The following is a 25,301-nucleotide window of genomic DNA, read 5'->3' as shown; positions in this document are numbered from 1 at the left end:
ATTTCGAGTTACACCCCCATTATATTCCTAAGTTATGGAGATTCCAAGAATGTAGTTTTACATTCCCTCTTGAAAGTGACGTTACGTCATTTTATATAATGTCATTAACAGGGAGGAGGATTCGTTATTTTGCTTACGATTCATCATGTATCAAAACAAACTGGTATTTCTGTTCGCACATTACGTTACTATGAGGAGATTGGCTTGTTACTTCCTATAGCAAAGACCGAGGGGGGACACAGGATTTATGACGAGAATGAGCTAAAAACATTACAACAAATTGTATTTTTAAAAACATTAGGTTTCAAGTTGAAAGAAATTCAGACACTTATCAATAATTCGTGGGAGTGGGAAGCAAGTTTAGACCATCAGCTAGCTTTTGTAGCAGAGGAACAAAAGAAACTACAGCAGATGAAGAACGCCATCCTTGGATTAAAGAATGCTTCGTCTATCGAAGGTGGATTAACAGAGTCCCTTATCCAAAAGTACATTAAGCTTTCGAGTCAAGAACGAGATAAAAAGCAAGCTTTCCGCCAGCAGATTTTTGCAGCTGCCGAAATGGACCTTTTTCAAAAATTGCCTAATTTAAACCGAAATGATCCTAGTTCTTTAGAGTGGATTGGCTTATTGGGTCAATTAAAGCAGCTTCGTAAGGAAAGCCCTGAAGCAGATTCCGTTCAGTTTATTATCAAACGAATGATGGAAAAGACCGAAGTAGAATACAAAGGAAATGATGCGTTTTTAGAGAAGATGTGGACTATACGAAGGTCACCTCACAAATCTGAGCAAATGGGATTATATCCTTTAGAGGAAGAATTTCTACATTTTATTGAGCAGGCTCTTCATATTTATGAATCAAAAAAACAGGTGTCAGGAAAGTCACAACCATGAACATAGAAATGTTGCTACTGATAGGTACCTTAGCTTTATTAGACATGTTTAGTCCTTCTATTATTGGTGTGTCTGTCTATGTATTGCTTGTAGCTAAAAAGCAGCAAATCCGCCTTTTATTAACCTATTTAATGACTGTTGTCTTGTTTTACTTTAGTACTGGGGTTTTTTTAATGTTAGGTCTAGGCGTCATGTTCGACCCGATTTCTAATTTGCTAACTAGCTACTCAGCTCGATTTATCATGACCATTGTGGGAGCAATTTTATTTATCGGCAGTTGGTTAGTACCAAAGAGAAAGGCAAATGGGGCACCTAAACCAAAGTCTTTACATGTGACCTCTATGGTAGCCTTAGGTTTCACAACTTCTATTTTAGAAGTTGCAACCGCCCTTCCCTATTTCGCCGCAATAGGTATTTTAACGAGTAATCAATTAACGTTTTATGAATGGTTACCTTTATTGGCAGGTTACAATTTGGTAATGATTGCACCTGGGATTATCCTACTGTGCTTACATCTATTATTCCGCCGATTTATGAATAAACCTTTAAGAAAAATTCAAACACTTTTTGATCAAAGAACAAGTTCTACCCTTTCTTGGATCATGTTCTTTTTGGGACTAATTTTACTTATAAATGGTGGGATGTTTTAAAACGAAAAACGGTAAAAACCCATTATAAGTTGGTTTTTACCGTTTTATACTCTTTAGATTTTTGTCATAGACGCATTTCTTTTCATCATCACGATGCCAATGCTGATACAGATGATTGTTAATGCTAGCGTAATTATTAAGCTCCACCAGTAATCTGACACCTCTATTGTTCCTCGAAATTTTGCAATTCCGTAGCTTGCTAGTTTCCACGGTGATATTGTCCAAAAGATTCCTACAATCATATCGACGATTTGCCCAACAAAAATCACTGTAAATGCACATGTAGTAGCAATAACTGTTTTAAAACTGGCACTCATCATTAACGTAACAGCTATCACAAATAGCAACCATATATAGTACGTCGAAAAGCTTATTAACAGTGCACCAATGTCCAACGTTCCGTATAGAATACTTGTATAATAGACATTAGCAGCAAACCCAGCTAAAACACTAACAAAACAAATGGTGCTCATGACAACAAATTTACTTAAAAAATATGCGCCAAATGAAATGGGCCGAGCATATAATAATGTTGCCATACCATTAGCTCGTTCCTTACTAATAGCCCCTACAAACGAAGCCATCATCACCAATAAGCCGATCGTTTGAAACTGCCCGATAGCAGCTTGAATTAAATCAAGTGGCATTAATTCTGGCATCAGCATTTCAAAGCCCTCTGGTACATTCCCAACAGCATTTAAAATATCCATCATATAGTAGTTTGTTAGTGGATCATTCATTCCAAGCAGAGCAAACACAAGAGGAATCCATAGAAACTTCCAACTCCGCCACGCTTCTCTAAATTCCTTTTGCAGAAGTACATTGAATCCTCTCATGCTTTTTTCGCCACCTTCATGAAAATTTCTTCCAGAGATGCTGTCTGTCGCTCTACCTTTCTAATTGTATAAGGACATTCACTTAAAAGTTGAAGCAACTTCTTCATCGTTGGCTCCTCATTCACTATCTCAATATAGACATAACAACCGTTTACATGATTAGATGGATTTGCAAAAAGCTTAGCCTCTTCTTCACTTCCAAATTCAATGACATAATTTTGCTCATCAAAACGTTGCCGTACCTCACGTAATGTTCCCTGTTCTACGAGCTTTCCATTTTGCAAGAATAATAGTTGGTCTGTCATTTCTTCAGCATCATTTAAAATATGCGTTGAGTATAAAATAGTCGTCTCTTGTTGTAATCCTTTTAATAAATCGAGCACTTCTCTACGTCCAACGGGATCTAATGCTGAAACAGGTTCGTCTAATAGCAGTAATTTAGGCTTATGCACTATTGCTTGGGAAATACCAAGTCGCTGCTTCATCCCACCAGAAAAAGTGGCTATCTTTTTATGTTGGGCATCTCCTAACCCTACAAATTCTAAGGTTTTTTGTGCTTCTAATTTAGCCTTTTTGGCTGCTACACCATTCAACCTTGCAGCCATTTCTGTAAACTCTAACGCAGTTAGCCAAGGATGAAACTGTGGATATTGTGGTAAAAAACCTATATTCGCACGTAAATCATTACCTAGCATCTTTACACTTCCAGCAGTCGGTCTTAAAAGCCCCGTTAACATAGATAAAGTCGTTGTCTTGCCAGCTCCATTTGGACCAATTAAAGCCGTAGAAGTTTTTTCCTCTAAGTTGAAATGAATATTATCTACAACTTTGTGCTCTGCAAATTGCTTGGTCAAACCTGTAACTTGAAGTAAAGTTGTCATGACTGCTTTCTCCCCACTATAAAGTACGCAATTGACCCTAATAGATTAGCAAAGATAATGATAAATACCCAAAGAATTTTAGGCCCGTTTGTTGCATGAATTTTACGTAAATCAATAAGTGCTACGATCATCAAAATAATTTGAACGATGATGAGCGGTGCTATAACTGCCCATGGAACTTTTGCTAATTCCTCCATCATATAGATCACCTCATTATTTGTTATATACTAACTATAACAACTTTGTTCTAATATGTATAGAACAAAATATCTCTTACACCATAAAAAAAAGATGTACCTTAATTAGTACATCTCATAGTATTGAAAAACAAAACCATCAATAGAATTTTTGTGAAAGGTGAAAATGGTTTCCGTTGCAGGCTACTTGCTTTCCTGTGGGCGAGCGCCGAGCCGCTTCCTCCGCTCCCGCTCCGTGCAGGGGCTCGCCTGTCTCGCTATCCCACGGGAGTCAATTAGCCCTCCACTCCAACCTACAAAATGTTAACTTTTTAGCAAAGGTTTTCAAATAAAGTGAAGGTCTTCACTACTCTTTATGAAGGGGTGTTGTCACTACACATTGAAAATAAGAGCCTATCTAATTATATAAATCATGGGCTAATTTGATTACTACGGCTAGCTAGTATGAAAAATAAGGAAAAGACACTTTGCAGCATGGTTGATTGGAGTGGAGCCAGCGTTACTCCTCGGGGATTTAGCGTCACAGAGGAGACCCTGGAGCGAACGTAAGTGAGTGAAGCGGCTCATCGGACGCCCCCTGGAAAGGACGCTGGCGGAACGGAAACCAACCCCTCACCTTGCCAAAAGGTCTTTTTCTGCTAGTGACACGATCTTTTTTCAACAACATGAGATGTATCTTAATTAGTACATCTTCTCTATTATTTATAAAGTTTTTGCAGAGCATCTTCCATTTTTGGGCGAATGGTTACTTGTGGACGAGCTGTTTTAACTGCTGCCTCTGCTTCCTCTAAGGAATCGGCCATTCCCAACTCCATTAGTACAGCGGTAGCTGCAACACCTGCACGACCGCCACCACTTCCACAGTGAACATATACTTTCTGCCCTGTCTCATAGGCTAAAGCAACTTCCTTCGCTACTTGTTGGATGGATGATGCTACTTCACTATCTTCATCTGCTATAGGCATATGTTTATAAGAATAAGGAACTTTCTCCTGCTCTTGAGAGGATAGCCCTTGAACACGAACATCTATCACAACATCAACTGATTCTTGTGCAAATGCAGCCTCTGCATCTTTTGCACCGCCAAAGAACAGTTGATCCTTTACTAAAACATCGTAGTTTTTCTCCATATTCTTCACGCCTCGCATGTTTATTTTAGTAAATGCTTAATATCCTCATAATATGGTAGGGCTGTTAAAGCGCCCGCTTTCGTTGCGGCAAAAGCCCCTAATTTATTGCCAAAGCTTGTACAACGCACAAGTTCTTCTTTAGTTGTAGGTAAACCATTGTAATGGACATCACGCAGGACACCTGCCATAAATGCATCTCCCGCACCTGTAGTATCCACAGGCACTACTTTCTCAGTCGGTATATGGATAACCTCACCATTAAGAACTGCATAAGTACCATTCTCTCCTACGGTGATTAAAATAATAGGCACCAAATAGCTATTTAATTGTTCGATCCCTTCTTCTAAGCTACTTGTCTCTGTCAGGAAGAATAACTCATCATCCGTCACCTTTAAAATATCGACATCTTCAAAAAATGATGTAATCGTATCTCGACAAATTTCTTCACTGCTCCAACGTAATGGACGAATATTTGCATCCATTGCAATAATTGCACCCTTGTCCTTAGCCATTTCTACTGCTGCTCGTGTTGTAGCAAGAGCTGTTGGATGGAACATCGTGCCTGAACACACTGTTAAAGCAGAGGCATGTTTAAAGGCTGCTTCATTTAGCTGTGAGGGTTCAACTTGTAAATCTGGTGTTTCATCAACATAATCCTTAAAAATCCGTTCACATGCTTCTGTTAGATGCACATATACACCACTTACTCGTTTTGCTGGATTAAATACGGCATAATCCAGTTTCACACCCTCTTGGGCAAGCCCATCTCGCACAAATTGCGAGCCCTCGTCATCCCCCGTAATTGTAATTAAAGCTGAAGGCGCACCAATTCGGCTAATACCTGCTGCAACATTGACCGTTGCGCCACCCATATATTTAGTAAATGATGTGTTTGTTACATCATCAGCAATATAGTCAATAAAAGCATCTCCATAGACTAATATAAAATCCTTCTCTTGCTTTGTCATGATAGTCCTCCTGAAAGTCTAGTCATTATAGATTAACACGAAAATTGTCATTCTATAAAGGTTTTTACTTTTGGCATTTCTTCATAAGAGGATGGATAACTTGAGTCATCCCCTATCTTTGTTATACTTGCCTATAGAAAGGTAGGGATTATCAAAATGAGTATTACAATTCGACAAGCGCAACCACAAGATGCCCATGCCGTTGTGCCTTTAATTATCGATGCAATTGGCGATATAGCTAATCGCTTAACCGGCGAGCAATCAGCGGAGGCTGTTATGCAAGAACTGACTGTTCTTTTTCAACGTGAGGACAATCGACATTCTTATTTAAATACTTTTGTCGCTACTGAAAATGAACATATTTTGGGGATTCTCGTTTATTATCACGGCGCACAAGCCGTTCACATGGACGCAAACCTTGTTAAATGGCTTGAAGCAAAAAATGCACCATCCATTGTTATTGACCGAGAAGCCCATGAAGATGAGGCTTACATTGATACAGTTTGTGTCGCACCAGATGCACGTGGTAAAGGAATCGGAACATTGCTATTACAATTTGCCGAAGAACTGACAAAGCAGCGTGGCTATACAAAATTATCATTAAATGTTGAAACCGAAAAAGAAGATGCTCGCCGTCTTTATGAACGCTTAGGCTTTGTTATTACGGAGCCATGGTCAATAATTGATGAGCCTTTTCACCATATGGTTAAACAGTTTTAGGAAGTGAAATATGAATAGATGAAAAATAATTTTATTTACCCTCTTTTGATTGTCATTGCTTCTAGTAGTTACGGGATTTTGTCGACTATTATCAAAGTAGCTATGCAGCATGGCTTTACATCAGCAGAGGCTGTTTCAAGCCAGTATATTATTGGCTTTATACTCGTAATAGCTATCTTTATTTTTACAGACAGAACATTACCAAGTCCGTCCAAAAAGGGCTTACTTATTTTAATATGTACTGGGATTTTTACGGGGGCAACAGGGATTGTATATGGAGAATCTTTAAAGTATCTTCCTGCTTCTCTTGCAGTAGTCATGTTATTCCAATTTACATGGATTGGTCTGCTGATTGATTGTGCTCTTCATAAAAGATTACCAAGTAGACCTGAAGTGATTTCAATCGTCATCTTATTTATAGGAACCATTTTAGCTGCTGGTGTATTAAATGTAGATTTAAGTGACATCCCTATTCAAGGGTGGCTATTCGGTTTTGCAGCAGCGGTTACTTTTGCATGTTTCATTCAATTTAATTCCCGACCTGTCGAGGGTGTTACTACCACAACAAGGGTATTAATCGTTTCCTTTGTGGCCCTTATTTTGATTAGTATTTTCCTTAACCCTGAGGTTATTTGGAACGGCAAATTATTCATGCAAGGCCTCTGGAAATATGGACTAGCACTTGGTCTTTTCGGTATTATATTGCCGATTTATTTATTTTCGATTGCTATTCCAAAAATCGGTGGTGCGCTTGCTTCTATTTTAAGTGCCATCGAATTACCAGTGGCGGTTACTGTTTCCGTTATTGTTTTGCATGAACCTCTAACTACTGTACAAATTATTGGGATTGTTCTCGTTATTGCTGGCATGATGCTGCCAACCATTGTTGCACAACGTCAACAAAAAGATAGCTTCTTAGAAGCACATTCATAAACTGACAAAAAACTCCTTAAAAATGGAATGATTCCTTTTTAAGGAGTTTTTTTGAACTTTATTGAAATGCCGTTGCTTACTAGCATGCACTTCGCTATGATGAATGCAAATGTAATTTTTTAATAATTCTAACATTAATGTTCCCCTTCGGTATTATACTGCATTATGCAAGTAACTTACTTTAAGAAAGGGGAAGTTGATGAAAAAAAAACGTATTCTTGGTTTTTTCCTTATGGTAATGCTTTTCGTTTTAGCTGCTTGTAACGGCAATGACCAGCAAGATTCTACAAATGATGCAGCAAATAACGACAAAGCTTCTGATGGCGACAAAACAGAAGTAGCAGCAACGTCACCTTCAGGCAAGCTTGTGATTTACACTGGACGTGATGAAGAAATGGTGCAAAATGTGATCGATCAGTTTAATGAAAAATATCCAGACATTGAAGTAGAATTTTTAACGATGGGTGCTCAACAAATTTTAGAACGTCTACGTGGTGAAAAGGCAAATCCTCAAGCAGATTTTTGGTGGGGTGGAACACAATCCGCTCTCATTGTTGGTGCAAATGAAGACTTACTACATGCTTGGCAGCCGAGCTTTATTGACGCTATTGATGCCACGCACAAAGATGTAGATGGACGATGGTTCGGCGAAATGTTGTTACCAGAAGTAATTATGATTAATAGTGATTTACTAACAAAAGAAACTGGTCCACAGGACTGGGATGACTTATTAGATCCTAAATGGAAGGATCAAATTTTAATCAGAGGTGTACTTGCGTCAGGTACAATGCGCACAATTTATTCCTCAATGATTGTACGACAAGGTGCCGATTCACCTGATAAAGGCTATGAATGGTTATTACAATTAGATGCCAATACAAAGGAGTACACGCAAGACCCTAATGCTTTGTATTTAAAGCTAACACGTCAAGAAGGCAGTGTCTCCTTATGGAATCTGCAAGATATTTTATTAAAAAAATATACGACAGATTATCCTTTTGATTATATTTATCCAAAAAGCGGAGCACCTATTTTAGTAGATGGTGTAGCAGTTGTAAACAATGCGAAAAACCTAGAAAATGCGAAACTATTTGTCGAGTTTTTATTTGAAAAAGAGATGGTAACACAATTAGCTAATGATTATTATCAAATTCCTACACGTTCTGATATCGACAAAGCCTCTATGCCAGAATGGTACCAGGAATTAGATTTAAAAACATTCGATATTGATTGGCAGCTAATGTCTGACAAAGAAGCTGAATGGATGGAATACTGGGATAACAATATTAAAGGGCGCAGTAAATAGTAGAATGGGTAAAAATTCGGCTTATGCAGCGAATTTTTACCTTCCTGCATCATCTAGATTCTTTGTTAGAGAGGAGTTTATGATTGAAAAGTGTCAGAATCGAAAATGTCTCGAAGTATTTTGGTCAAGTATATGGTGTGAAAGATTTAAATCTTGAAATAAAAGCAGGTGAATTTTTTACTTTTCTCGGCCCTAGCGGCTGTGGCAAAACAACCACTTTAAGGATGCTCGCAGGCTTTTATTACCCTACTAAAGGCAAAATTCTTTTTGATGATCGAGATGTCACTCGACTTCAGCCCAATAAACGCAATATCGGCATGGTATTTCAAAATTATGCCCTTTTTCCCCATATGACGGTTGATGAGAATATTGCATTTGGTTTACAAGTTCGAAAATTTTCAAAGGCTGAGATTCAACACAAGGTTGATCGAATTAGAGGACAAGTACATCTTGCAGCTTACGGCAACAGAAAAATAAATGAGCTATCTGGTGGGCAGCAGCAGCGTGTTGCTTTAGCTAGAGCACTCGTGATAGAGCCAGATATTTTATTGCTAGATGAACCTCTATCCAATCTAGATGCAAAATTACGTGAGGAAACACGTATTGAAATCAAACGAATCCAATCTGAGCTGGGAGTCACAACCATTTACGTTACACATGATCAAATGGAGGCCATGTCCATGTCGGATCGAATCATGGTTATGGAAGATGGCTATATCAAGCAAATTGGGACCCCTCAAGAAATTTATCATCAGCCCGAAGATCGTTTTGTGGCTAATTTTATTGGTGAAACTAATTTAATTGAAGGTTCTATCCAGGCTATTGAGAATGATGATGTACAAGTACGAACAGTAAATGGACATATTTTAACTGGGCGAAAACAACAAAGCTCTCCCTCTTTAACGCATATGATTGGAGACAAAGTATTTATTTCTATTCGTCCAGAATCGATTCAACTTGGTACTGGTGAAAACACATTAACAGGAAAAATTACATTTGTTGAATTCACAGGTATTAGCGTTAATTACATTGTAGATTTTACTGCGTTCTCACTTAAAGTAATGCTTATTAATTCTTATGACCAAATCAAAAAGATCGGTGAAGATATTACAATCCATATGGCACAAGATTCACTGTACTTTTTAGGGGAATAGGAGGAAGCCAATATGGGGAAACAGTCTGAAAGTACGTGGACGCGAATTTTGCATGCTAATTGGTTTGTCTATGTTTTAATATCGCCATTATTTTTAGTGTTATTCGCCTATGTGGTTTATCCCTTCTATCAAACTTTCATCCAAAGCTTTGCTGGTGATGAAGCATTCTTTCACTATAAGAAATTTTTTGATATAGCTAGTCCAGCAAATTTAGAGGCCTTGTGGACCAGTATTTATATTTCATTTATCAGCGTTATTTGCTGTGCACTTGTTGGGGTAACAATGGCCTTTTTACTAGAACGCTATAATTTCCCTGGGAGACGGATATTGTCTGTTTTAGTTTTGGTTCCAATGGCACTTCCTCCTTTAGTGGGTGTGCTTTCCTTTTCATTTTTATATGGGGATAGCGGGATTTTCCCACGAATTTTGCAGCATCTATTTGGGTTAGATCATGTGCCTTTTGCCTTGAAGGGAATATGGGGAGTCATCGTCGTCCATACATTCACAATGTATACGTACTTCTATTTAACAGCCTCTGCTGCTATTAAGGGGCTTGATCCAGCTCTTGAAGAGGCTGCTACTAGTCTGGGTGCAGGACGTATTCGCGTATGGACAAAGGTTATTTTACCAATGCTCACACCTTCTATTGTTGCCTCATCCTTATTGGTGTTTATGATTTCTATGGCTTCTTATACTGCACCTTTAATGTTTGGTGTGGAGCGCACTATGACAATGCAAATTTATTTATCACGTACAAATGGGAATCTTGAGATGGCTGCAACACAGTCGATGATATTATCCCTTGTGTCTATCACTTTTTTAATCATCATGCGTTGGTATCAAAATCGCCGAAATTATCAAAATCTCAGTAAGGGAATTAGTGTTCACCGTTCAGAGGTATCCTCAAAAAAGGTGAAAATTATAGCAACAATTTCCTCTTTTGTTGGCACATTAATATTGATATTGCCTATTTTAGTGCTGATATTGATATCCTTTTCTGTGGATGGAGCTTGGAAAACCCAAATTCTCCCGACCGACTATACAATCGATCATTATATTGCCCTTTTTACCGATGAGCGCACATGGCGACCCATTTGGAACTCCATTCAAATGGGTGTCATTGCAACACTGGGCAATATCATCTTTGGTGTCGCGGCCGCTTATGCTATGGTGCGCTTAAATTTTAAAGGGAAAACCTTGCTCGATATTTTGATAATGGTACCTTGGGCTTTGCCAGGAACAGTAGTTGCTGTTAATTTAATTGCTGCCTTTAGTACAGAAAGCATCTTTAGTTTTAATCAAGTATTGATCGGTACATTTTGGATTTTGCCATTAGCCTACTTTATTCGACATTTACCACTTGTTTTTCGATCAACATCCGCCTCTCTTGTACAGCTAGATCAATCGATTGAAGAGGCATCACGTGGCTTAGGGGCCAACTGGTGGTATACATTTAGACGTATTGTCGTGCCTTTAACATTCACCGGGATTTTAGCAGGGACACTCTTAGCCCTCGTGCAAAGCTTTGGTGAATTTGTTGCATCCATTCTAATTTACAGTACATCCACTATTCCATTGTCTGTAGCGATATTCCAAAAATTATATGCATTTAAATTTGGGACCGCCTGTGCTTATGGTGTCTTACAAATTTGTTTAATTTTAGTTGTCCTTATTATTTCTGAAAAACTATCAAAAGGCAGTGCTGGTACAGCCATCTAACTGCCAATCTATTAGGGGGCCATGACAATGTTTGAAGATTTTCGCAACAAAACACAGCAGGAAGATGGGATGATATTCCCTTCTAACATCTATCGAAAAATCGTTTTACAGCCAGCTTATGATGAGGCGAAGAAAAATTTTTTAACAATCATGCTACAAATCAATATTGCTCATTTAAAAATGTTAGAAGAACAAGGACTTGTAAAAAAAGATGAAGCAAAACAAATTGGGATAGCTCTGAAAAAAATAGACTTAAATTATTATCGTTTAGAGGATTACAGTCCCCAATATGAGGATTTATTTTTCCGCATTGAAAATAAATTAATAGAGCTTGCTGGTGATGTTGCTGGAAATCTTCACATTGGCAGAAGCCGAAATGATATGGGAATCGCCATCTATCGAATGACATTAAGAAAAAAATTATTATTATTAATGCGCGAGTTACTAACATTACGTGATGATTTAATCGCTGCTGCTGAGGAACATATTGATACCATTATGATTGGCTACACACATACACAGCAGGCCCAGCCTACAACCTTCGCTCATTATTTAAAGGCCGTCATCGACCAGCTAGAGCGGGATTTTGAACGAATGCAGCATGTTTATAAAACGGTCAATCGCAGTAGTATGGGGGCCGCTGCCTTAACAACAACAGGCTTTAATATTAGTAGAGAACGTATGCGTGATTTACTTGCCTTCGATGATATTATCGAAAATGCATGGGATGCTGTTGCAGGAGCAGATTATATAGCCGAAGCTGCAAGTATTGTACAGCTTGCTGCTCTCAATCTCGGTCGTACTTCTCAAGACTTTTTATTATGGGCTACTCAGGAGTTTAATGCGTTTACACTCGCAAGTCCATATGTGCAAATAAGCTCTATTATGCCTCAAAAACGTAATCCTGTTTCTATAGAACATACACGCTCATTACTATCTGCGGTTGTAGGAGATGCAAGCACTGTATTACAGATGGTACATAATACACCGTTTGGAGATATCGTAGACACGGAGGATGATATGCAACCTTATTTATGGCGCGCCATTGACCGATTAATTGGCATTTACGAGTTGTTTGGTTCGCTTGTTGTTACAATGGATGTCAATAAGAAAAAGTTAAAAAATCGGGCTGAAAATAGCTTTGCGAATGTCACTGAGCTCGCTGATACATTAGTCCGTTCAGAGGGAATTTCATTCCGTCAAGCACATAGTATTGTTAGTAAATGTATTAAAGTTCTACTTGCTCATGGAGAGGAATCATTGGCTAGCCTTACATGGGGTCTTGCAAACACACAATCGAAATTGATTACGGGCAACGAATTAACTATTTCGGAAGAGGATTTCTATAAGACGTTAAAACCAGAATCTTTTGTTGGTGTGCGAACATTACTGGGTGGTCCCGCTCCAGCTACTATGAAGGATGCTCTTGAGCGCTCCAGATTGAATGCCCATGATTTTTATGAATGGATTCGCTTAAAGGAAAGCTCTATTATTGAAGCCGAAAAAGAACTAACAGCCTTTCTAGAGGAATGGAATCAATGAAACAATGGTTATTGATTATTGATGGTGGGGCGACAAAAACAGCATGTGCAGTTGTTCATGCTGAATCTGGTAACGTTGAATATTCTACATCCACTAAGGGCTCTAATTATCAAGCCATTGGTGTTGAATCAGCTACAGCAATCTTACAAAAGCTTTTAGCAAATGTTGAAACTTTTTTGCAAAAGCACTCTCATTCTCAAATTGCTGTAGCTACCTTTGCATTAGCTGGCATTGATTCTCCTAAGGATCATTCAGCAGTAGTGGCCATTGTTCAAAACGCTATTCAGACCACAGAGCTACAAATCGATACACTGATTATTGAAAATGATGCAGAGGCCACACTACTAGGTGTGACTGCTGGACAGGCAGGTGCACTACTCATTGCTGGAACAGGAGCTATTGCCTATGCCTATAATGGACAACGAATTGTACGTGCTGGGGGCTGGGGACATCGGGCTGGCGATGAAGGAAGTGGGTATTGGTTAGGGCAAGAAGTCGTAAGAGCTATATTTAAAATGGAGGATGGTCGTGGTAGGCCAACAATCTTAAAAGAAGCTGTCTATCAGTCTTTAGGTATACAGGATGTTACAGAGCTTGCTGAATGGTTATTCCACCCTTCCTATACAAATGCACAACTGGCCAAGATGGGCTCCTTTGTGGCAAAGGCAGTCGAGCAAGAAGATCCTTGCGCTATCGAAATATCTCAACAAGCTGCCTACGAACTAGTCCTTCTAGCAAGGGCTGTATTGAAAAAAATTAACTATCAGAATGAACCATTCTCTTTTTATTGTAATGGTGGTGCCATGAAGCATAATCCGCTCATTTTAAAAATTTTCACAGAGCAAATTACCTCCATGTATCCTCAAGTGAACATTACACTTTGTCAGCACCAGCCTATTACTTATTTGATTGAACGTACAAAAAGGGCATATGACTGTTTATAAGTCATTGCCCTTTTCTTAGTGTTGAAAAACAAAACAGTCAATTGAAAGGTAGCAATGGATTTCCGTTGCAGGCTACTTGCTTTCCTGTGGGCGAGCGCCGAATCGCTTCCTCTGCTATCGCTCCGTTTAGGGGCTCGCCTGTCTCGCTATCCCATGGGAGTCAAGTAGCCCTCCACTCCAACCTACAAAAGTGTTACCTTTTTAGCAAAGGTTTTCAAATAAAGTGAAGGTGTTTACTACTCTTTATGAAGAGGTGTTGTCACTACACATTGAAAATAAGAGCCTATCTAATTATACAAAGCATGTGCTATTTTGATTGCTACGGCTAGTATGAAAGATAAGAAAAAGACACTTTTGCACATGGTTGATTGGAGTGGAGCCAGCGTTACTCCTAGGGGATTGAGCGTCACAGATGTGACCCTGGAGCGAACGTAAGTGAGGGAAGCGGCTCATCGGACGCCCCCTGAAAAGGACGCTGGCGGAACGGAAATCAACCTCTCACCTTGCCAAGTTGCTTTTTCTGCCGTTGACTTCATCTTTTTTCAACAACAAGAAAAGGGCATATGACTGTTTATAAGTCATTGCCCTTTTCTTGTTTTAGAGTGCCATTCTCTTCAATTCATTGGTCGTAAAATAGAGATAGCCATCCTTTATAAATAAATCCTTCGTATCCTCCCTATTTAGTACCTCTTCTCCACTGCCATCTGGACGAATCTTTGTTAAATACGCCCCTCGGGAATAATTACTAAAGTAGAGCCAGCCATCCGAATAAACGATATATTGTGCACGAGAATTTGTGACACGCTTTGTCTTACCAGTTTTCATATCAAGTACATATAACTTATTGTCATCTGAAATATTACTAAAAAACAATTGGTCTCCAGCCTGTGCTGGGAAGTCAATATCATGATAATAACTATACATTGTGCTTGTTGCCTTCGGGTAGTCTTCAGCAATCCACGTGTGATCCTTCGCCATTGTACGATCATCTACTAAAAAGTATTGGTAACGTATTGCACCCTTACGATCTGGTACTGGATCATTCCATGTCGTATCGAGATGATACCACTGTCCATCCAGCTTCACAAGATTCCACGCATGTCCCTCTTGACCTACATAGCCCACGATATATTTTGTTTCTATACCCAGTTTTTGAAGCATAGAGTGAGCAAGTAATGCATAGCCCTGACATACTCCCCCATGCTCGGCAAGAACGGTATAAGCACTATGTGGACTAGAATTCGTTTGATCCGTATAAGAAGTATTGGCAACAATAAAGTCATTGACAGCCTTTACCTTTTCTACATTCGTCATAGATTTTTTACTAATTTTGGCGATGATTTCTTGAACATTCATCTCTACATAAGCAGCCTGCTCTGGCGTCATTAAATAGCTCTGCTCTCCAAAAATAGTTGCTTTATTTCGTCCATATTCATATCGAATTGAATGTTTACTTACATGGCCGTAAACATAGTCATCTCGTTTAATAGCATTGTTATAGGCCTCTTCTACAATTTGTTCAATTCGCTGTGTATTCCCTTTATATTGAATTTCAAACTTCGGTGAAAAGCTATTATAATACGCATACATCGCATCAGCCATTTCCTTGGCATTTGTCACGACTAACTTTGTTTCAGGTTTCTGAATTGGTGGAGCTGTAGGGGCTACCTCCGCTTCATGTACATCTTCTATCGATAGGGCTGTTTCAATTGAGGCATTATCTGAAAGTCTTGCAGTAACATCTACGATTTTCTCCTTTGTTGAAAGAAGCATAGTTTCTATTTCATCATTATTTGTCCAATCGACCACCTGCTGAACAACCGCCTTACCAGCCGTATAAATGGGATCAATAAAAATAATAATAATGGCAATTATAGCTAATTTCTTCCACAAACTCCTCACCTCCAACCGTCTTCTTTACATTATATACAAAAAAAGCACAAAGAACTCACTTAAGGGTCCAATTGTGCTTGTTAATATTTGTTTGTTGATTTAATAAAATTCTAAGTTACTGTCTTTTGTATTCTTATTACAAATTCATAACTTCTATCTACTTTTCACAACTAAATTAACTGCTTCCTGAATGGCCTCATTCATTTTTTCGCCATCCCCTTCAGCATTTTGTACACATTCCAATAGATTTGTACTGACAATAACCCCAACTGTACGGTCTACAGCAGAGCGTACTGCTGATAATTGTGTAATGACTGCCTTACAGTCCTTTTCCTCCTCCATCATTTTCAAAATGCCACGTAGCTGTCCTTCCATCCGTTTTACACGATTTTTTACTTGATCTGAATATTCCATAAACATTGCTCCTTCTCTTATACTCGCTACGCTCTCATGAGTAATGGTTATTCTTTATCCTAGCTCATTATTTTAAATTTAAACCTAGCCATTACTATTCCTTGGCTTTAAATAATTCATGAGCATTCTCGTAATAATGGTACCAGCGTTTGTTATTTCATCGTACTGGATTATTGAATTCTTCTTTATACGTAATTGCCCAATTTCTACCTCGAAAATTGGACACTTTCTTTTAAGTGCAGCAATTAACATATTTGTATCATAATCATAGCGTTCACCTTTTACCTTCATTAGCCAAGGCAACTCATTTATCGAAATATAGCGCAAACCTGTTTGTGTATCCATTAATTTCTTGTGATACAATAACTCAAAAAATAAGCTTGTTGCACGATTTCCCCAATAAGAAAGGAATGTACTATCAGCTGAACGAAAGTTACGTACACCTAGCACTATCCCTTCTGAAAACACCTTTGTCATCGTTAAGACAAGCTTTACATCTTGTAAAGTATGTTGCCCATGTGCTCCAACTGTAAGGATACCATGGCACCTTGCTTGTTGTTGTCGTATATATGCAAAGGCGGTCTTAAGTGCGCCACCCTTACCAATATTGCAGTCATGCTGTAGTACTTGGCAGCGTTCAATTTTATTTAGATTTTCAAAAATATCCTTATATTTTTGATCACTCCCATCATTGACAATGATGATTTGTGTAATGGTCGTTGCTAATAATTGATGTACATAGGTAATGAGTGATTGTTGTGGATTATATGCTGGTATAATGGCTGCAATATTTTTCATTTCGATCCCCCACCTAAAGGCTGACAGGTTCTCCGTAGCTACGAATCTCCCTTATATCAAATAGTATCATGTCACAGCAACAATTCAACTGATGAATCCCATTAAAACATATCAATAATATCGATTTTTCTCCGATATATGAACAAAGAGATAAAGAGGCGCTTTGCAAAAAGGCTCGTAGGACGGAATGTTTATCTGTGCAAAGGCGAAGGGTCAGCTGCAATAACGCCGAGGTAATTAATGAAAGAGGTGAGTACTATCGTCATGCATTACGAAAATCTTGAAGAACAATGTCAAAAATTAAGGCAGTTGTCCTTCACAAAGTTAGCTAAAAATTTACAGGATGCTAGTTTGCTCGCCATTTCAACCCCAGCAGAATCTTTACAAAAGTCACTTCTTGTATTAGAGGAAATTTTATATGAGATTTATCGATTGGAAATGCATACCGAACCTAAAATCAAAAATGTTCGAATGCTATTAAATAATCGAAGTTTTGTAGCGCAAATTCATCCTCGTCGGATTTATTTATTGATGAATTTAATTCATAAAATGACAAGCCATACTAGTAATGACATTGTGGAAGCCAAAGCAGCTAAAATTGTTTTGGATTATCTTAGCGATATTGTTGAATGGTTTATGAAGCGTTATGATCGTAGTTTCAGATCAGCACGCCTTCCCTCTCACGCTGCAGAGCTTCCTTCAATATTTGATCAAAACATACTCCAGCATGATCAATCGCCAGAGGCTTACACACATGCAGCCAAATGGTTTGAAGTAGCGGCACATAACGGAGATGCAAGTGCTCAATATAATTTAGGTGCTCTTTACAATCATGGACGAGGGGTGGAAAGAGACTATAGGCTTGCAAAAATGTGGTATGAACGAGCTGCCGCACAGAATGACGCAAATGCTCACTATAGCCTCGGGGTACTTTTTCATCTAGGTCAAGGTGTCACACAGGATTATATGGAGGCTGCGCGTCATTACCAATTAGCGGCTGATTTAGGGAATGCTGACGCTCAATACAATTTAGGGGTACTCTATAATCAAGGGTTAGGCATGTCTCAAAACTTTCACGAAGCAGCCAAGTGGTATACCTTAGCAGCCAATCAAGGTAATACAAGCGCGCAAAACAATCTAGGCTTCCTTTATCACAATGGCACAGGTGTAGAACAAAGCTATGAAGAGGCCATCACTTATTTCGAAATGGCTGCCTTAGCAGGAGATGCGAGTGCTCAATATAATCTCGGCTATATGCACCTTAAAGGGCGTGGTATTCCCCAAAACCTAGAAGAAGCAGCAAAATGGTTTCATATGGCTGCTTTACAGGACCATGTGAACGCAGAGTTTCAACTGGCAATGCTCTACAACACTGGGCAAGGAATGACGAAAGATCATCTAGAAGCTTTAAAATGGTTCAAGCTAGCGGCACATAAAGGACATTTAAATGCTCAGTACTGTCTTGGCCTACTGTATGAAAAAGAACAGGATCTTGTGTCAGCAGAAAAGTGGCTACTGCTAGCCGCTGACAATGGCCATATCAGCGCTGGCTTCGAGCTAGGACGTCTATATGTATATCAGCTTCAAGAACCAGCCAAAGCAATGTCGTATTTTATGGCTGCGGCTGAAAAAGGCTATGCAGATGCACAGTATGAGCTTGGCCTATTACTGACATCAGGCACAGGCGTTCCTATAAATTATAGGGAGGCCGTGAAATGGTGGCGAGCAGCAACAGATCAATCACATATTCAAGCTGAATATCAATTAGGCCTACTATATGAACAGGGATTAGGGGTTAGCTTGAATCTTGAGGAGGCACGTAGGTGTTATCGCCTAGCTGCCATTCAAGGCCATGCAGGTGCGCAGTATCAACTTGGTAATTTATTTGATAAAGGTAAAGGTGTAGAGCAGGATTACACAGAGGCAGCTAAATGGATTGAACAGGCTGCATCACAAGGACATGTGAAGGCACAATACCAATTAGCTCAAATGCACATTCATGGACAGGGCGTACCAAAGGACTTTGCAAAGGCTGCCCAGCTTTATCGACTCGCTGCTAATCAAGGGCATCAAAAAGCTCAATTCCAGCTTGGTATGCTCTACAAAAAAGGGCATGGTGTTGCACAAGACTATCAAGAGGCTACAAGATGGCTGAAAAAGTCACTTGAAGATATTAAATAAACATTTTAAAACCTACCGCATCACGAATGACACGGTAGGTTTTATTAATGGATGATATTATCCTTTTGTTGATGAATCATGAATGTTACAACAATAAATAAAGCGAAGCTAATTAATAGCGTAGTTCCTCCTACAATAAAGAAGACTAATGTAAAAGTACTACCAAAATTAAATGGATTGATATTGTAAAACCACATGCCTAACGTTAAACCCAAAACACCGATAATGGCTGTCCAACCGTGAATAGTTACTAATTTTTGTGATTTCACTTTGAATGCTCTATAAAAAATACCCCAGGCAAACATACTAAGCCACCCGACCAGTAAAATATGTGCATGTATCGGTCTATATTCATAGCTACCTGATCCCGACATATGTGAACCTAAATATGTGCCGATTAAAGCAAAGATGGCCGCTAATCGAATAAGGCGTATGCTCCACTTTTGTTCCATACGATAACTCCCCCTATGTGTGTCTCAACTAAGTAGCAGTTTATCGTGTGAACATGAACTTTACATGAACTCCTTATGACAAAATTGGTAGATGGATATAAACCTTTGTACCGGCATGCATCGTACTTTCCATCTGTATAGTCCCCCCATGTAGCTCAATAATTTGTTTGACAATCGCTAAGCCTAGTCCCGTCCCTTGCTTGGTTCTAGAAGCATCGGCGCGATAAAAACGGTCATATACTTTTACTAATTGATCCTCAGTCATTCCTATCCCACTGTCCTCAACTAGGATTTCAAGTGAAGTGGATTTTTTCTGTAAATACAGATGTATTTGCCCACCCTCTACATTATATTTAATGGCATTTGTCAGTAAATTATCCCACACATTTTGTAAAAGCCCTGCATCGCCATCATAAATAGTTTGCTCTAGCTTGTATGATATTTGAAGCTGTGACTCTTCCATTTGCCAACGATATTTTCGCACTGTTTCCTTTAGTTGTTCATCTAACCGGTACGGCTCACGTTTTGCGATTCTTGTCGATTGATCAAGGGAAGTTAATAATAATAATTGCTTGGTTAATGTAGATAGGCGTTTTGTTTCTAGTTCAATTATTGCTGCGTATTCCTGTCTTTCCTGCTCCGTAAGGGAAGGATTTTTAAGTAAATCGACATACCCTTGAATATTTAATAAAGGCGACTGAAAATCATGTGATACATTACTAATAAATTCCTTCCGTGTACGATCATTTTCTTGTAATCTCTCGGTCATCCTATTAAAGCTTGCCGCTAATTGACCAATTTCATCTGCACGATCAATGTCTAAAACCGTATCAAATTTTTCATGTGCAAGCTGTTGAGTTGCTGCCGTTAGCTTTGTAATGGGTCGAATTAATGCTTTAGCAAATAGTAGCATGGCAAGTAAGCTCAGTACTGTCATAACCAACATTAATCCAGCAAGTATCGTATGCACCTCAGAAAACAATAAACGAATATCAGGTCTTATGAATAATGCATAGGGCTTGTTTTCATAGGTAAATGGCACACCAATTGTATTAATCAATTCGTTAGCAAAGAAGCCTGTTACAAAGGTTTCTTTAGGGAAATCCCGCATACCATGATAGGTTTCTCCATTTAAAACATGCTCAACTACAGATGCTGACAATGTTTGATCACGATATTGACCGCCAAAAAAATGCCCCTCTTCACCTGGTGTCACATAAATTTGATAGCCGATTTCGCCCAATGTTGTCAGATAGCTATTTAAATCTTCTGGTTTGTCTGTCTCAATATAATGCACAATATCCTGTGCTATGTTTACGTTTTTCGTATCATTTTTTTCTTTTACGACTTGATGATAATAGGTATTCGTTGCCAAAAAACCAATACATAAGCTAACGATCATTACTAGCATTGTTGTGATAACAAATTTACTATATAACGTTTTCATGTTGTTTCCTCTAGCTTATAGCCAACACCTCGTACTGTTGTAATTTCAACAGCCGTGTCATATCGATTTAATCTTTCGCGAATCCGCTTCACATGTGTATTTAACGTTTGCTCATCTCCGTCATAGTCATAGCCCCATACTTGCTCCATAATATAGCTACGCGTAAACACTTGATGGGGGCGTGACGCTAACAAAGCCAGTAATTCAAATTCCTTTAAAGGTAATACAAGCGTATCTTCCCCTATTACAACCTCAAAGCTTCGACGGTCAATTATTAATTGTCCTACTTGCATGGTTACTTGATTTTTCTTATCTAATCTCCTCAAAATGGCTGCTATACGAAATAATAATTCCTTTGGTTCGAAGGGCTTAACAACATAATCGTCAGATCCTGCTAAAAAGCCACGCTCTTTATCCTCTAGCTCGCCTTTTGCTGTTAATAATAAAACAGGAATGTCATAATCCTGTGTTAAAGACTCTGTTAATGTAAAGCCATCCATTCCTGGCATCATGACATCGACAACAGCTAAATCTGGCAGATTCCCTTCAAGTAAGGCTAGTGCCTGCTGTGCATTTTCTGCAAGTAACACTTGATAGCCTTCCCTTGTTAGATAAATATTTACTAGCTGTAAAATATGAACATCGTCATCCACAACAAGGATCTTCATCTGCCCACCTCCAGTTAATAAGAAAAAATCCGATCACACGGAACGAATTTTTTCCTCACAAATTACTATTATTTTATAACGAAAATATAGAAATCAACAGCAATAAGAGAAAAGGTAAACCAATGACAATATAACCTCTAGGATTGGCAAGGTTCATGGTCCATCCTACCCCAAAGCGTTTCTCCACAAAAACGGAAGGGTCTTGTCGATTCATATAAATTAAACCACCCTTCCAATAACGATCCTCATCCACGTCCATTACCTGTGAATCTATATTTGCTTCATAACGTACTTTGTGTTTATGCTTTTTCACAACATATATAAGTAATGAACCAAGCAAAACAACTAAAAATAAAATAAATACTGGTAATAGCTTATAACCTACCGTCATAGAAGGATAGATGTTGCTTAATTGTAAAATTGTTAATAAAGCCGTTAATGCATAACTCATCAGTAATATTTTCCAACTCATGTATTTTCGCGTTTTTAGCTGATCCTCCAGCGATTCCTCTTTGCGATTTACAGCTAATTTAATTGCAGAACGTTTAATGGAGTCGGTAATTCCCCACATCATACATTGCATCATTAGCATTACCAGCGGCAGTGAAATAGCCGTAAAATAAGTCTTGTTTCTCCAGGCATCCGCTTCTCCACTCGGCCCCCAATGTACGGCTATATCATTTGGCATTTGATCGTAATGAAGTATTGTGTAAACGATCAAAAACACTGATATTCCTAACGGTACAGCAAAAAAAGACCAAGGAAGCATTTCATCACGGCTTCGTGCAGTTAAATCCACTGCCCGTACTTGTTTAATATTTACACCCCACTGCTCTTGTTTTTTCAACGTTGATACCTTCTGATGATTTATCCAATACACCGCCATACTCACTGTCAGCATACTAAACAAACAACTTAATAAAACAATACTTTGAATGGATTCAGAAGGAGCTAATTGATTGTAACTAATAATCATGATGATTAGAAATACTATTCCTGTGCCCCCTACGAATTGAACATACTGTTTTTTCAACTGAGCCAAGATGGGATGCTTAATCTTTTGATCAGGCACAGTGACTCCAAAAACTATTGTCTCTCGTACAATATAAGGAACCACTATTTGCAAAGCTAATGTCATGATGTAAATGGTAGTAAAAACACCAAGTAGCATTTTGCTACACTCCCTCTGCTGGAATTTGCAAATCAGCGAATACTTTTTTCATCATGTGCTCAATTTGTTCAGCTGTTGCGCCGAGCACCATTCCTTCTGCCACAACAGGTTTCAAATTCTTTTCGATTTGTCGTAATTGCTCAGGTGTTAAAGCTCTCTCCTCTGTTGAACTTATAATAGCTCCAGATTTTGGTCGAATGGTAATAATCCCTTTCGCCTCTAATTCATGGTAGCTCTTATTAACCGTATGCATATTGACACCTAAATCAGCAGCTAAACTCCGCACAGATGGTAAAGTATCGCCTGGTTTCATTTCTCCTCTTGCAATTCCTTCAATAATTTGACGTGTCACCTGCTCATAAATAGGTACGTCTGATTGAAATTCTATTTGAATAAACATGTTTATCAGCTCCATATTTGTTATATAACTAATATAACAAATTTCCTTCCATCTTGCATGAGATACAAATTTTTAAATGGGGGAATTTTTAATGGTTTCAATAAATTTTTGTACAAGTAAATTCTGCTTCTCATTATTCCTTGTGCAAATCGCAATTTTATGTTTGACAGCATGTATATCCTTCACATAAACCCTTGCCAAATGCCCACTCTCTACGTACTCTCTAACTGCAAGAGAAGAAATAAAATTTGCACCATAGCCTGCCATAACAGAGCGAATTGTTTCATTGATGCCATTAAATTGCAGGGCGATTTTTGGTGGTTTCACTTGGTATGTTTGACATAATGAGAAAAGATGCTCTCTCATCGAACTCCCTACTTCTCTCATAATAAAAGGCTCCTGAAACATTTCAACTAATGTAATAGATTGATGTGCATAACGATTATTTGGTGACACTACAAACCATAATTCATCCTCATATAATTCCTCCCACTCTATTTCTTTAGGTCTTTCAGACATTCCTCCACCATAAATGGCCATATCCGCTTTATAGTTTATTAACTGTTCAAAGGCATCCTTTGTATTGGTCGTTGTAATCATTAAATTCGCCTGTTCATTTGCAGCCTTGAAAGTAGCTGCCCATTTAGGAATTAAAAAATTGGCAGGTAAATAGGTAGCCACAATGTGTAAATTCCCTGCTCTTGCAAGTCGGTAATCTTCTATAAATGTTTCAATGTGTTGTTCAAGTGCGATCAGATTTTGCGCTTTTTCTGCCAGTGTCACACCGAATTCAGTAAGTACTACACCACGTCCCTGTTGCTGAAATAGCTGGACGCCAATTTCATGTTCAAAACGTTTGATTTGACTTGAAACGGCAGGCTGGCTTATGCATAGAATTTCTGCAGCTTTTGTAAAACTGCCTGTAACAGCAACTTGATAAAACAATTTTAAGCCATGACTATTCATGATATAACCTCAATTCATAATCTATAGTTATGTATAAATAATAATAATATATTTTTATTATGATTCATTCTATCATACACTTTATTGGCAAGCTTGCACTTTAAAACATAGTGAAATGAGGACTGTATAATGACAGAGTTAAATGTTTGGCAACATGTAGATGACTATTTTATGAATAAGCTCCTACCAGAAAACGAACACCTTAATGCTGTACTACAGGCTAATAAAGCTGCAGGTATTCCAGAGATTGACGTATCCCCTACTCAAGGCAAACTATTATATTTACTCGCTAAAATGAAAGGCGCAGCAAATATTTTAGAAATTGGCACACTTGGTGGCTATAGCAGTATTTGCTTAGCCCAAGCTCTTCCTCAAGAAGGTAAAATAGTGACTTTAGAAATTAATGAAGAGTATGCTTCAGTCGCTAAGCAAAATATAGAGAATGCAGGCTATGAACAACAGGTTGAGGTCATTGTAGGAAATGCCCTAGATATATTACCAAACTTAAAAAAAGCTGAACTATTATTCGATTTTATCTTTATTGATGCCGATAAACCCAATAACCCTGCTTACTTGCAGTGGGCGTTAAAATTAGCTCACCCTGGCGCTATCATCATCGCAGATAATGTAGTGCGCAATGGTGCGGTAACTGATGAAAATAGTGAGGATGAACGTGTTAGAGGCGTACAGAAATTTATGGATTTACTAAAAGAATGCCCTAGAATCGAAGCAACAGCCATACAAACAGTTGGTGTGAAAGGGTATGACGGTTTTGTGCTAGCCATAGTAAACTAGAATAGAAAAATCCGCGTAACTTAAATAACCGTTACGCGGATGTACTATAAAAAGATGCCTTACTGCTCCCCATCTAAGCTAGCAAGACATCTTTCACCCCTTAAAATCTCTTAACTTTTATTAATAGACCCCTTTTAATTCAAGCGTGCTCATCTCTTTAAACGGGGGAACAGACCCCGTCACGTTATGTTAGTGGAATAGGCTGGATTGTACCCGAGTGCAATCCATAGTTATTAGGAAAGTTT

The 25,301-nt window shown here is 38.5% G+C and carries 25 protein-coding genes; 11 read left to right on the top strand and 14 right to left on the bottom strand.

All coding sequences use genetic code 11. The features are described from left to right. Positions 1-129: 129 nt before the first annotated feature. Both MHB65_RS00775 and MHB65_RS00770 read left to right on the top strand, forming a co-directional pair. Positions 130-891 (top strand): MerR family transcriptional regulator, encoded by a 762-nt coding sequence (locus MHB65_RS00775; RefSeq protein WP_342442167.1) that lies wholly within the window; start codon positions 130-132, stop codon positions 889-891. Continuing rightward, positions 888-1,541 carry a GAP family protein gene (locus MHB65_RS00770; RefSeq protein WP_342442166.1) on the top strand — a complete coding sequence of 218 codons (654 nt, stop codon included), beginning with the start codon at positions 888-890 and terminating at the stop codon, positions 1,539-1,541. The genes MHB65_RS00775 and MHB65_RS00770 overlap by 4 nt, the downstream gene beginning before the upstream one ends. Before the next feature lie 53 nt (positions 1,542-1,594). Here MHB65_RS00770 and MHB65_RS00765 read toward each other — a convergent pair whose 3' ends face one another. The 5 genes from MHB65_RS00765 to MHB65_RS00745 form a co-directional block, all read right to left on the bottom strand. Next, positions 1,595-2,377 (bottom strand): ABC transporter permease subunit, encoded by a 783-nt coding sequence (locus MHB65_RS00765; protein ID WP_205446408.1) that lies wholly within the window; start codon positions 2,375-2,377, stop codon positions 1,595-1,597. Next, positions 2,374-3,258, bottom strand: coding sequence for an ABC transporter ATP-binding protein (locus tag MHB65_RS00760; protein ID WP_342442165.1), 885 nt, complete (start codon positions 3,256-3,258; stop codon positions 2,374-2,376). The genes MHB65_RS00765 and MHB65_RS00760 overlap by 4 nt, the downstream gene beginning before the upstream one ends. Beyond that, complete coding sequence (locus MHB65_RS00755; protein WP_016992404.1) at positions 3,255-3,458, bottom strand: PLD nuclease N-terminal domain-containing protein; 204 nt, start codon at positions 3,456-3,458, stop codon at positions 3,255-3,257. The genes MHB65_RS00760 and MHB65_RS00755 overlap by 4 nt, the downstream gene beginning before the upstream one ends. 695 nt (positions 3,459-4,153) lie before the next feature. Further along, positions 4,154-4,585: a dual specificity protein phosphatase family protein gene (locus tag MHB65_RS00750; RefSeq protein ID WP_342442164.1), complete on the bottom strand. Its 432-nt coding sequence runs from the start codon at positions 4,583-4,585 to the stop codon at positions 4,154-4,156. A 20-nt stretch (positions 4,586-4,605) separates the two neighbouring features. Further along, positions 4,606-5,553 carry a carbohydrate kinase gene (locus MHB65_RS00745; RefSeq protein ID WP_342442163.1) on the bottom strand — a complete coding sequence of 316 codons (948 nt, stop codon included), beginning with the start codon at positions 5,551-5,553 and terminating at the stop codon, positions 4,606-4,608. Between the two features lie 156 nt (positions 5,554-5,709). On the opposite strand from MHB65_RS00745, the gene MHB65_RS00740 reads away from it, so the two are divergent. From MHB65_RS00740 to MHB65_RS00710, 7 genes are all read left to right on the top strand, one after another. Then, entirely contained in the window at positions 5,710-6,273 is a 564-nt protein-coding gene (locus MHB65_RS00740) for a GNAT family N-acetyltransferase (RefSeq protein WP_342442162.1), read from the top strand. Between the two features lie 18 nt (positions 6,274-6,291). Further along, complete coding sequence (locus MHB65_RS00735) at positions 6,292-7,206, top strand: DMT family transporter (RefSeq protein ID WP_342442161.1); 915 nt, start codon at positions 6,292-6,294, stop codon at positions 7,204-7,206. Positions 7,207-7,405: 199 nt separating this feature from the next. Further along, positions 7,406-8,512 (top strand): extracellular solute-binding protein, encoded by a 1,107-nt coding sequence (locus MHB65_RS00730; protein WP_205446402.1) that lies wholly within the window; start codon positions 7,406-7,408, stop codon positions 8,510-8,512. Positions 8,513-8,595: 83 nt separating this feature from the next. Further along, entirely contained in the window at positions 8,596-9,666 is a 1,071-nt protein-coding gene (locus MHB65_RS00725; protein WP_342442160.1) for an ABC transporter ATP-binding protein, read from the top strand. Between the two features lie 12 nt (positions 9,667-9,678). Continuing rightward, positions 9,679-11,385, top strand: coding sequence for an iron ABC transporter permease (locus MHB65_RS00720; protein WP_342442159.1), 1,707 nt, complete (start codon positions 9,679-9,681; stop codon positions 11,383-11,385). A 27-nt stretch (positions 11,386-11,412) separates the two neighbouring features. Continuing rightward, the gene (gene argH, locus MHB65_RS00715; RefSeq protein ID WP_205446399.1) at positions 11,413-12,927 is read left to right on the top strand and encodes an argininosuccinate lyase; all 1,515 of its coding nucleotides are present in this window, start codon (positions 11,413-11,415) and stop codon (positions 12,925-12,927) included. Beyond that, positions 12,924-13,871, top strand: coding sequence for a BadF/BadG/BcrA/BcrD ATPase family protein (locus tag MHB65_RS00710; RefSeq protein WP_342442158.1), 948 nt, complete (start codon positions 12,924-12,926; stop codon positions 13,869-13,871). Before argH ends, MHB65_RS00710 begins: the two co-directional genes overlap by 4 nt. Before the next feature lie 597 nt (positions 13,872-14,468). Here MHB65_RS00710 and MHB65_RS00705 read toward each other — a convergent pair. The 3 genes from MHB65_RS00705 to MHB65_RS00695 form a co-directional block, all read right to left on the bottom strand. After that, on the bottom strand, positions 14,469-15,773 hold the full coding sequence (locus MHB65_RS00705; RefSeq protein ID WP_342442157.1) for a transglutaminase domain-containing protein: 1,305 nt from the start codon (positions 15,771-15,773) through the stop codon (positions 14,469-14,471). Between the two features lie 144 nt (positions 15,774-15,917). Beyond that, on the bottom strand, positions 15,918-16,178 hold the full coding sequence (locus tag MHB65_RS00700) for a metal-sensitive transcriptional regulator (protein WP_004233098.1): 261 nt from the start codon (positions 16,176-16,178) through the stop codon (positions 15,918-15,920). Between the two features lie 84 nt (positions 16,179-16,262). Next, positions 16,263-16,976, bottom strand: a complete 714-nt coding sequence (locus tag MHB65_RS00695; RefSeq protein ID WP_205446396.1) for a glycosyltransferase family 2 protein — start codon at positions 16,974-16,976, stop codon at positions 16,263-16,265. A gap of 264 nt (positions 16,977-17,240) precedes the next feature. Here MHB65_RS00695 and MHB65_RS00690 point away from each other — a divergent pair, with 264 nt between their 5' ends. Continuing rightward, positions 17,241-19,157, top strand: coding sequence for a tetratricopeptide repeat protein (locus MHB65_RS00690; protein ID WP_342442156.1), 1,917 nt, complete (start codon positions 17,241-17,243; stop codon positions 19,155-19,157). Between the two features lie 44 nt (positions 19,158-19,201). Here the strand turns inward: MHB65_RS00690 and MHB65_RS00685 are convergent, their stop codons facing one another. The 6 genes from MHB65_RS00685 to MHB65_RS00660 all read right to left on the bottom strand — a co-directional run bounded on the left by MHB65_RS00685 (position 19,202) and on the right by MHB65_RS00660 (position 24,261). Continuing rightward, entirely contained in the window at positions 19,202-19,609 is a 408-nt protein-coding gene (locus MHB65_RS00685; RefSeq protein ID WP_342442155.1) for a hypothetical protein, read from the bottom strand. Between the two features lie 73 nt (positions 19,610-19,682). Then, entirely contained in the window at positions 19,683-21,056 is a 1,374-nt protein-coding gene (locus tag MHB65_RS00680) for a HAMP domain-containing sensor histidine kinase (RefSeq protein ID WP_342442154.1), read from the bottom strand. Next, positions 21,053-21,724 (bottom strand): response regulator transcription factor, encoded by a 672-nt coding sequence (locus tag MHB65_RS00675; protein WP_205446392.1) that lies wholly within the window; start codon positions 21,722-21,724, stop codon positions 21,053-21,055. Before MHB65_RS00675 ends, MHB65_RS00680 begins: the two co-directional genes overlap by 4 nt. A 73-nt stretch (positions 21,725-21,797) precedes the next feature. Next, complete coding sequence (locus MHB65_RS00670) at positions 21,798-22,895, bottom strand: DUF5808 domain-containing protein (protein ID WP_342442153.1); 1,098 nt, start codon at positions 22,893-22,895, stop codon at positions 21,798-21,800. Positions 22,896-22,899: 4 nt separating this feature from the next. Beyond that, positions 22,900-23,295 carry a GntR family transcriptional regulator gene (locus MHB65_RS00665; RefSeq protein ID WP_342442152.1) on the bottom strand — a complete coding sequence of 132 codons (396 nt, stop codon included), beginning with the start codon at positions 23,293-23,295 and terminating at the stop codon, positions 22,900-22,902. Positions 23,296-23,367: 72 nt separating this feature from the next. Beyond that, positions 23,368-24,261 (bottom strand): LysR family transcriptional regulator, encoded by an 894-nt coding sequence (locus MHB65_RS00660; RefSeq protein ID WP_342442151.1) that lies wholly within the window; start codon positions 24,259-24,261, stop codon positions 23,368-23,370. A 129-nt stretch (positions 24,262-24,390) separates the two neighbouring features. Here MHB65_RS00660 and MHB65_RS00655 point away from each other — a divergent pair, with 129 nt between their 5' ends. After that, a complete protein-coding gene (locus MHB65_RS00655) occupies positions 24,391-25,056 on the top strand; it encodes an O-methyltransferase (protein ID WP_342442150.1) in 666 nt (221 codons plus the stop codon). The last annotated feature ends 245 nt before the right edge of the window (positions 25,057-25,301 follow it).

This window comes from Lysinibacillus sp. FSL K6-0075, assembly GCF_038592945.1.
Lineage (GTDB): Bacteria > Bacillota > Bacilli > Bacillales_A > Planococcaceae > Lysinibacillus > Lysinibacillus fusiformis_F.
The sequence above is the reverse complement of the archived record's forward strand: the minus strand, read 5'-3'. Positions and strand labels throughout refer to the sequence as shown.

Excerpts from the sequence above, each read along its gene's own strand:
- MHB65_RS00765 (WP_205446408.1), bottom strand. The coding sequence starts at position 2,377 with ATGAGAGGATTCAATGTACTTCTGCAAAAGGAATTTAGAGAAGCGTGG.
- MHB65_RS00730 (WP_205446402.1), top strand. The coding sequence starts at position 7,406 with ATGAAAAAAAAACGTATTCTTGGTTTTTTCCTTATGGTAATGCTTTTC.
- MHB65_RS00670 (WP_342442153.1), bottom strand. The coding sequence starts at position 22,895 with ATGCTACTTGGTGTTTTTACTACCATTTACATCATGACATTAGCTTTG.
- MHB65_RS00750 (WP_342442164.1), bottom strand. The coding sequence starts at position 4,585 with ATGGAGAAAAACTACGATGTTTTAGTAAAGGATCAACTGTTCTTTGGC.
- MHB65_RS00680 (WP_342442154.1), bottom strand. The coding sequence starts at position 21,056 with ATGAAAACGTTATATAGTAAATTTGTTATCACAACAATGCTAGTAATG.
- MHB65_RS00710 (WP_342442158.1), top strand. The coding sequence starts at position 12,924 with ATGAAACAATGGTTATTGATTATTGATGGTGGGGCGACAAAAACAGCA.
- MHB65_RS00735 (WP_342442161.1), top strand. The coding sequence starts at position 6,292 with ATGAAAAATAATTTTATTTACCCTCTTTTGATTGTCATTGCTTCTAGT.
- MHB65_RS00695 (WP_205446396.1), bottom strand. The coding sequence starts at position 16,976 with ATGAAAAATATTGCAGCCATTATACCAGCATATAATCCACAACAATCA.
- MHB65_RS00685 (WP_342442155.1), bottom strand. The coding sequence starts at position 19,609 with ATGGAACAAAAGTGGAGCATACGCCTTATTCGATTAGCGGCCATCTTT.
- MHB65_RS00655 (WP_342442150.1), top strand. The coding sequence starts at position 24,391 with ATGACAGAGTTAAATGTTTGGCAACATGTAGATGACTATTTTATGAAT.
- MHB65_RS00740 (WP_342442162.1), top strand. The coding sequence starts at position 5,710 with ATGAGTATTACAATTCGACAAGCGCAACCACAAGATGCCCATGCCGTT.
- MHB65_RS00745 (WP_342442163.1), bottom strand. The coding sequence starts at position 5,553 with ATGACAAAGCAAGAGAAGGATTTTATATTAGTCTATGGAGATGCTTTT.
- MHB65_RS00660 (WP_342442151.1), bottom strand. The coding sequence starts at position 24,261 with ATGAATAGTCATGGCTTAAAATTGTTTTATCAAGTTGCTGTTACAGGC.
- argH (WP_205446399.1), top strand. The coding sequence starts at position 11,413 with ATGTTTGAAGATTTTCGCAACAAAACACAGCAGGAAGATGGGATGATA.
- MHB65_RS00675 (WP_205446392.1), bottom strand. The coding sequence starts at position 21,724 with ATGAAGATCCTTGTTGTGGATGACGATGTTCATATTTTACAGCTAGTA.
- MHB65_RS00770 (WP_342442166.1), top strand. The coding sequence starts at position 888 with ATGAACATAGAAATGTTGCTACTGATAGGTACCTTAGCTTTATTAGAC.
- MHB65_RS00690 (WP_342442156.1), top strand. The coding sequence starts at position 17,241 with ATGCATTACGAAAATCTTGAAGAACAATGTCAAAAATTAAGGCAGTTG.
- MHB65_RS00755 (WP_016992404.1), bottom strand. The coding sequence starts at position 3,458 with ATGATGGAGGAATTAGCAAAAGTTCCATGGGCAGTTATAGCACCGCTC.
- MHB65_RS00760 (WP_342442165.1), bottom strand. The coding sequence starts at position 3,258 with ATGACAACTTTACTTCAAGTTACAGGTTTGACCAAGCAATTTGCAGAG.
- MHB65_RS00720 (WP_342442159.1), top strand. The coding sequence starts at position 9,679 with ATGGGGAAACAGTCTGAAAGTACGTGGACGCGAATTTTGCATGCTAAT.
- MHB65_RS00665 (WP_342442152.1), bottom strand. The coding sequence starts at position 23,295 with ATGTTTATTCAAATAGAATTTCAATCAGACGTACCTATTTATGAGCAG.
- MHB65_RS00700 (WP_004233098.1), bottom strand. The coding sequence starts at position 16,178 with ATGGAATATTCAGATCAAGTAAAAAATCGTGTAAAACGGATGGAAGGA.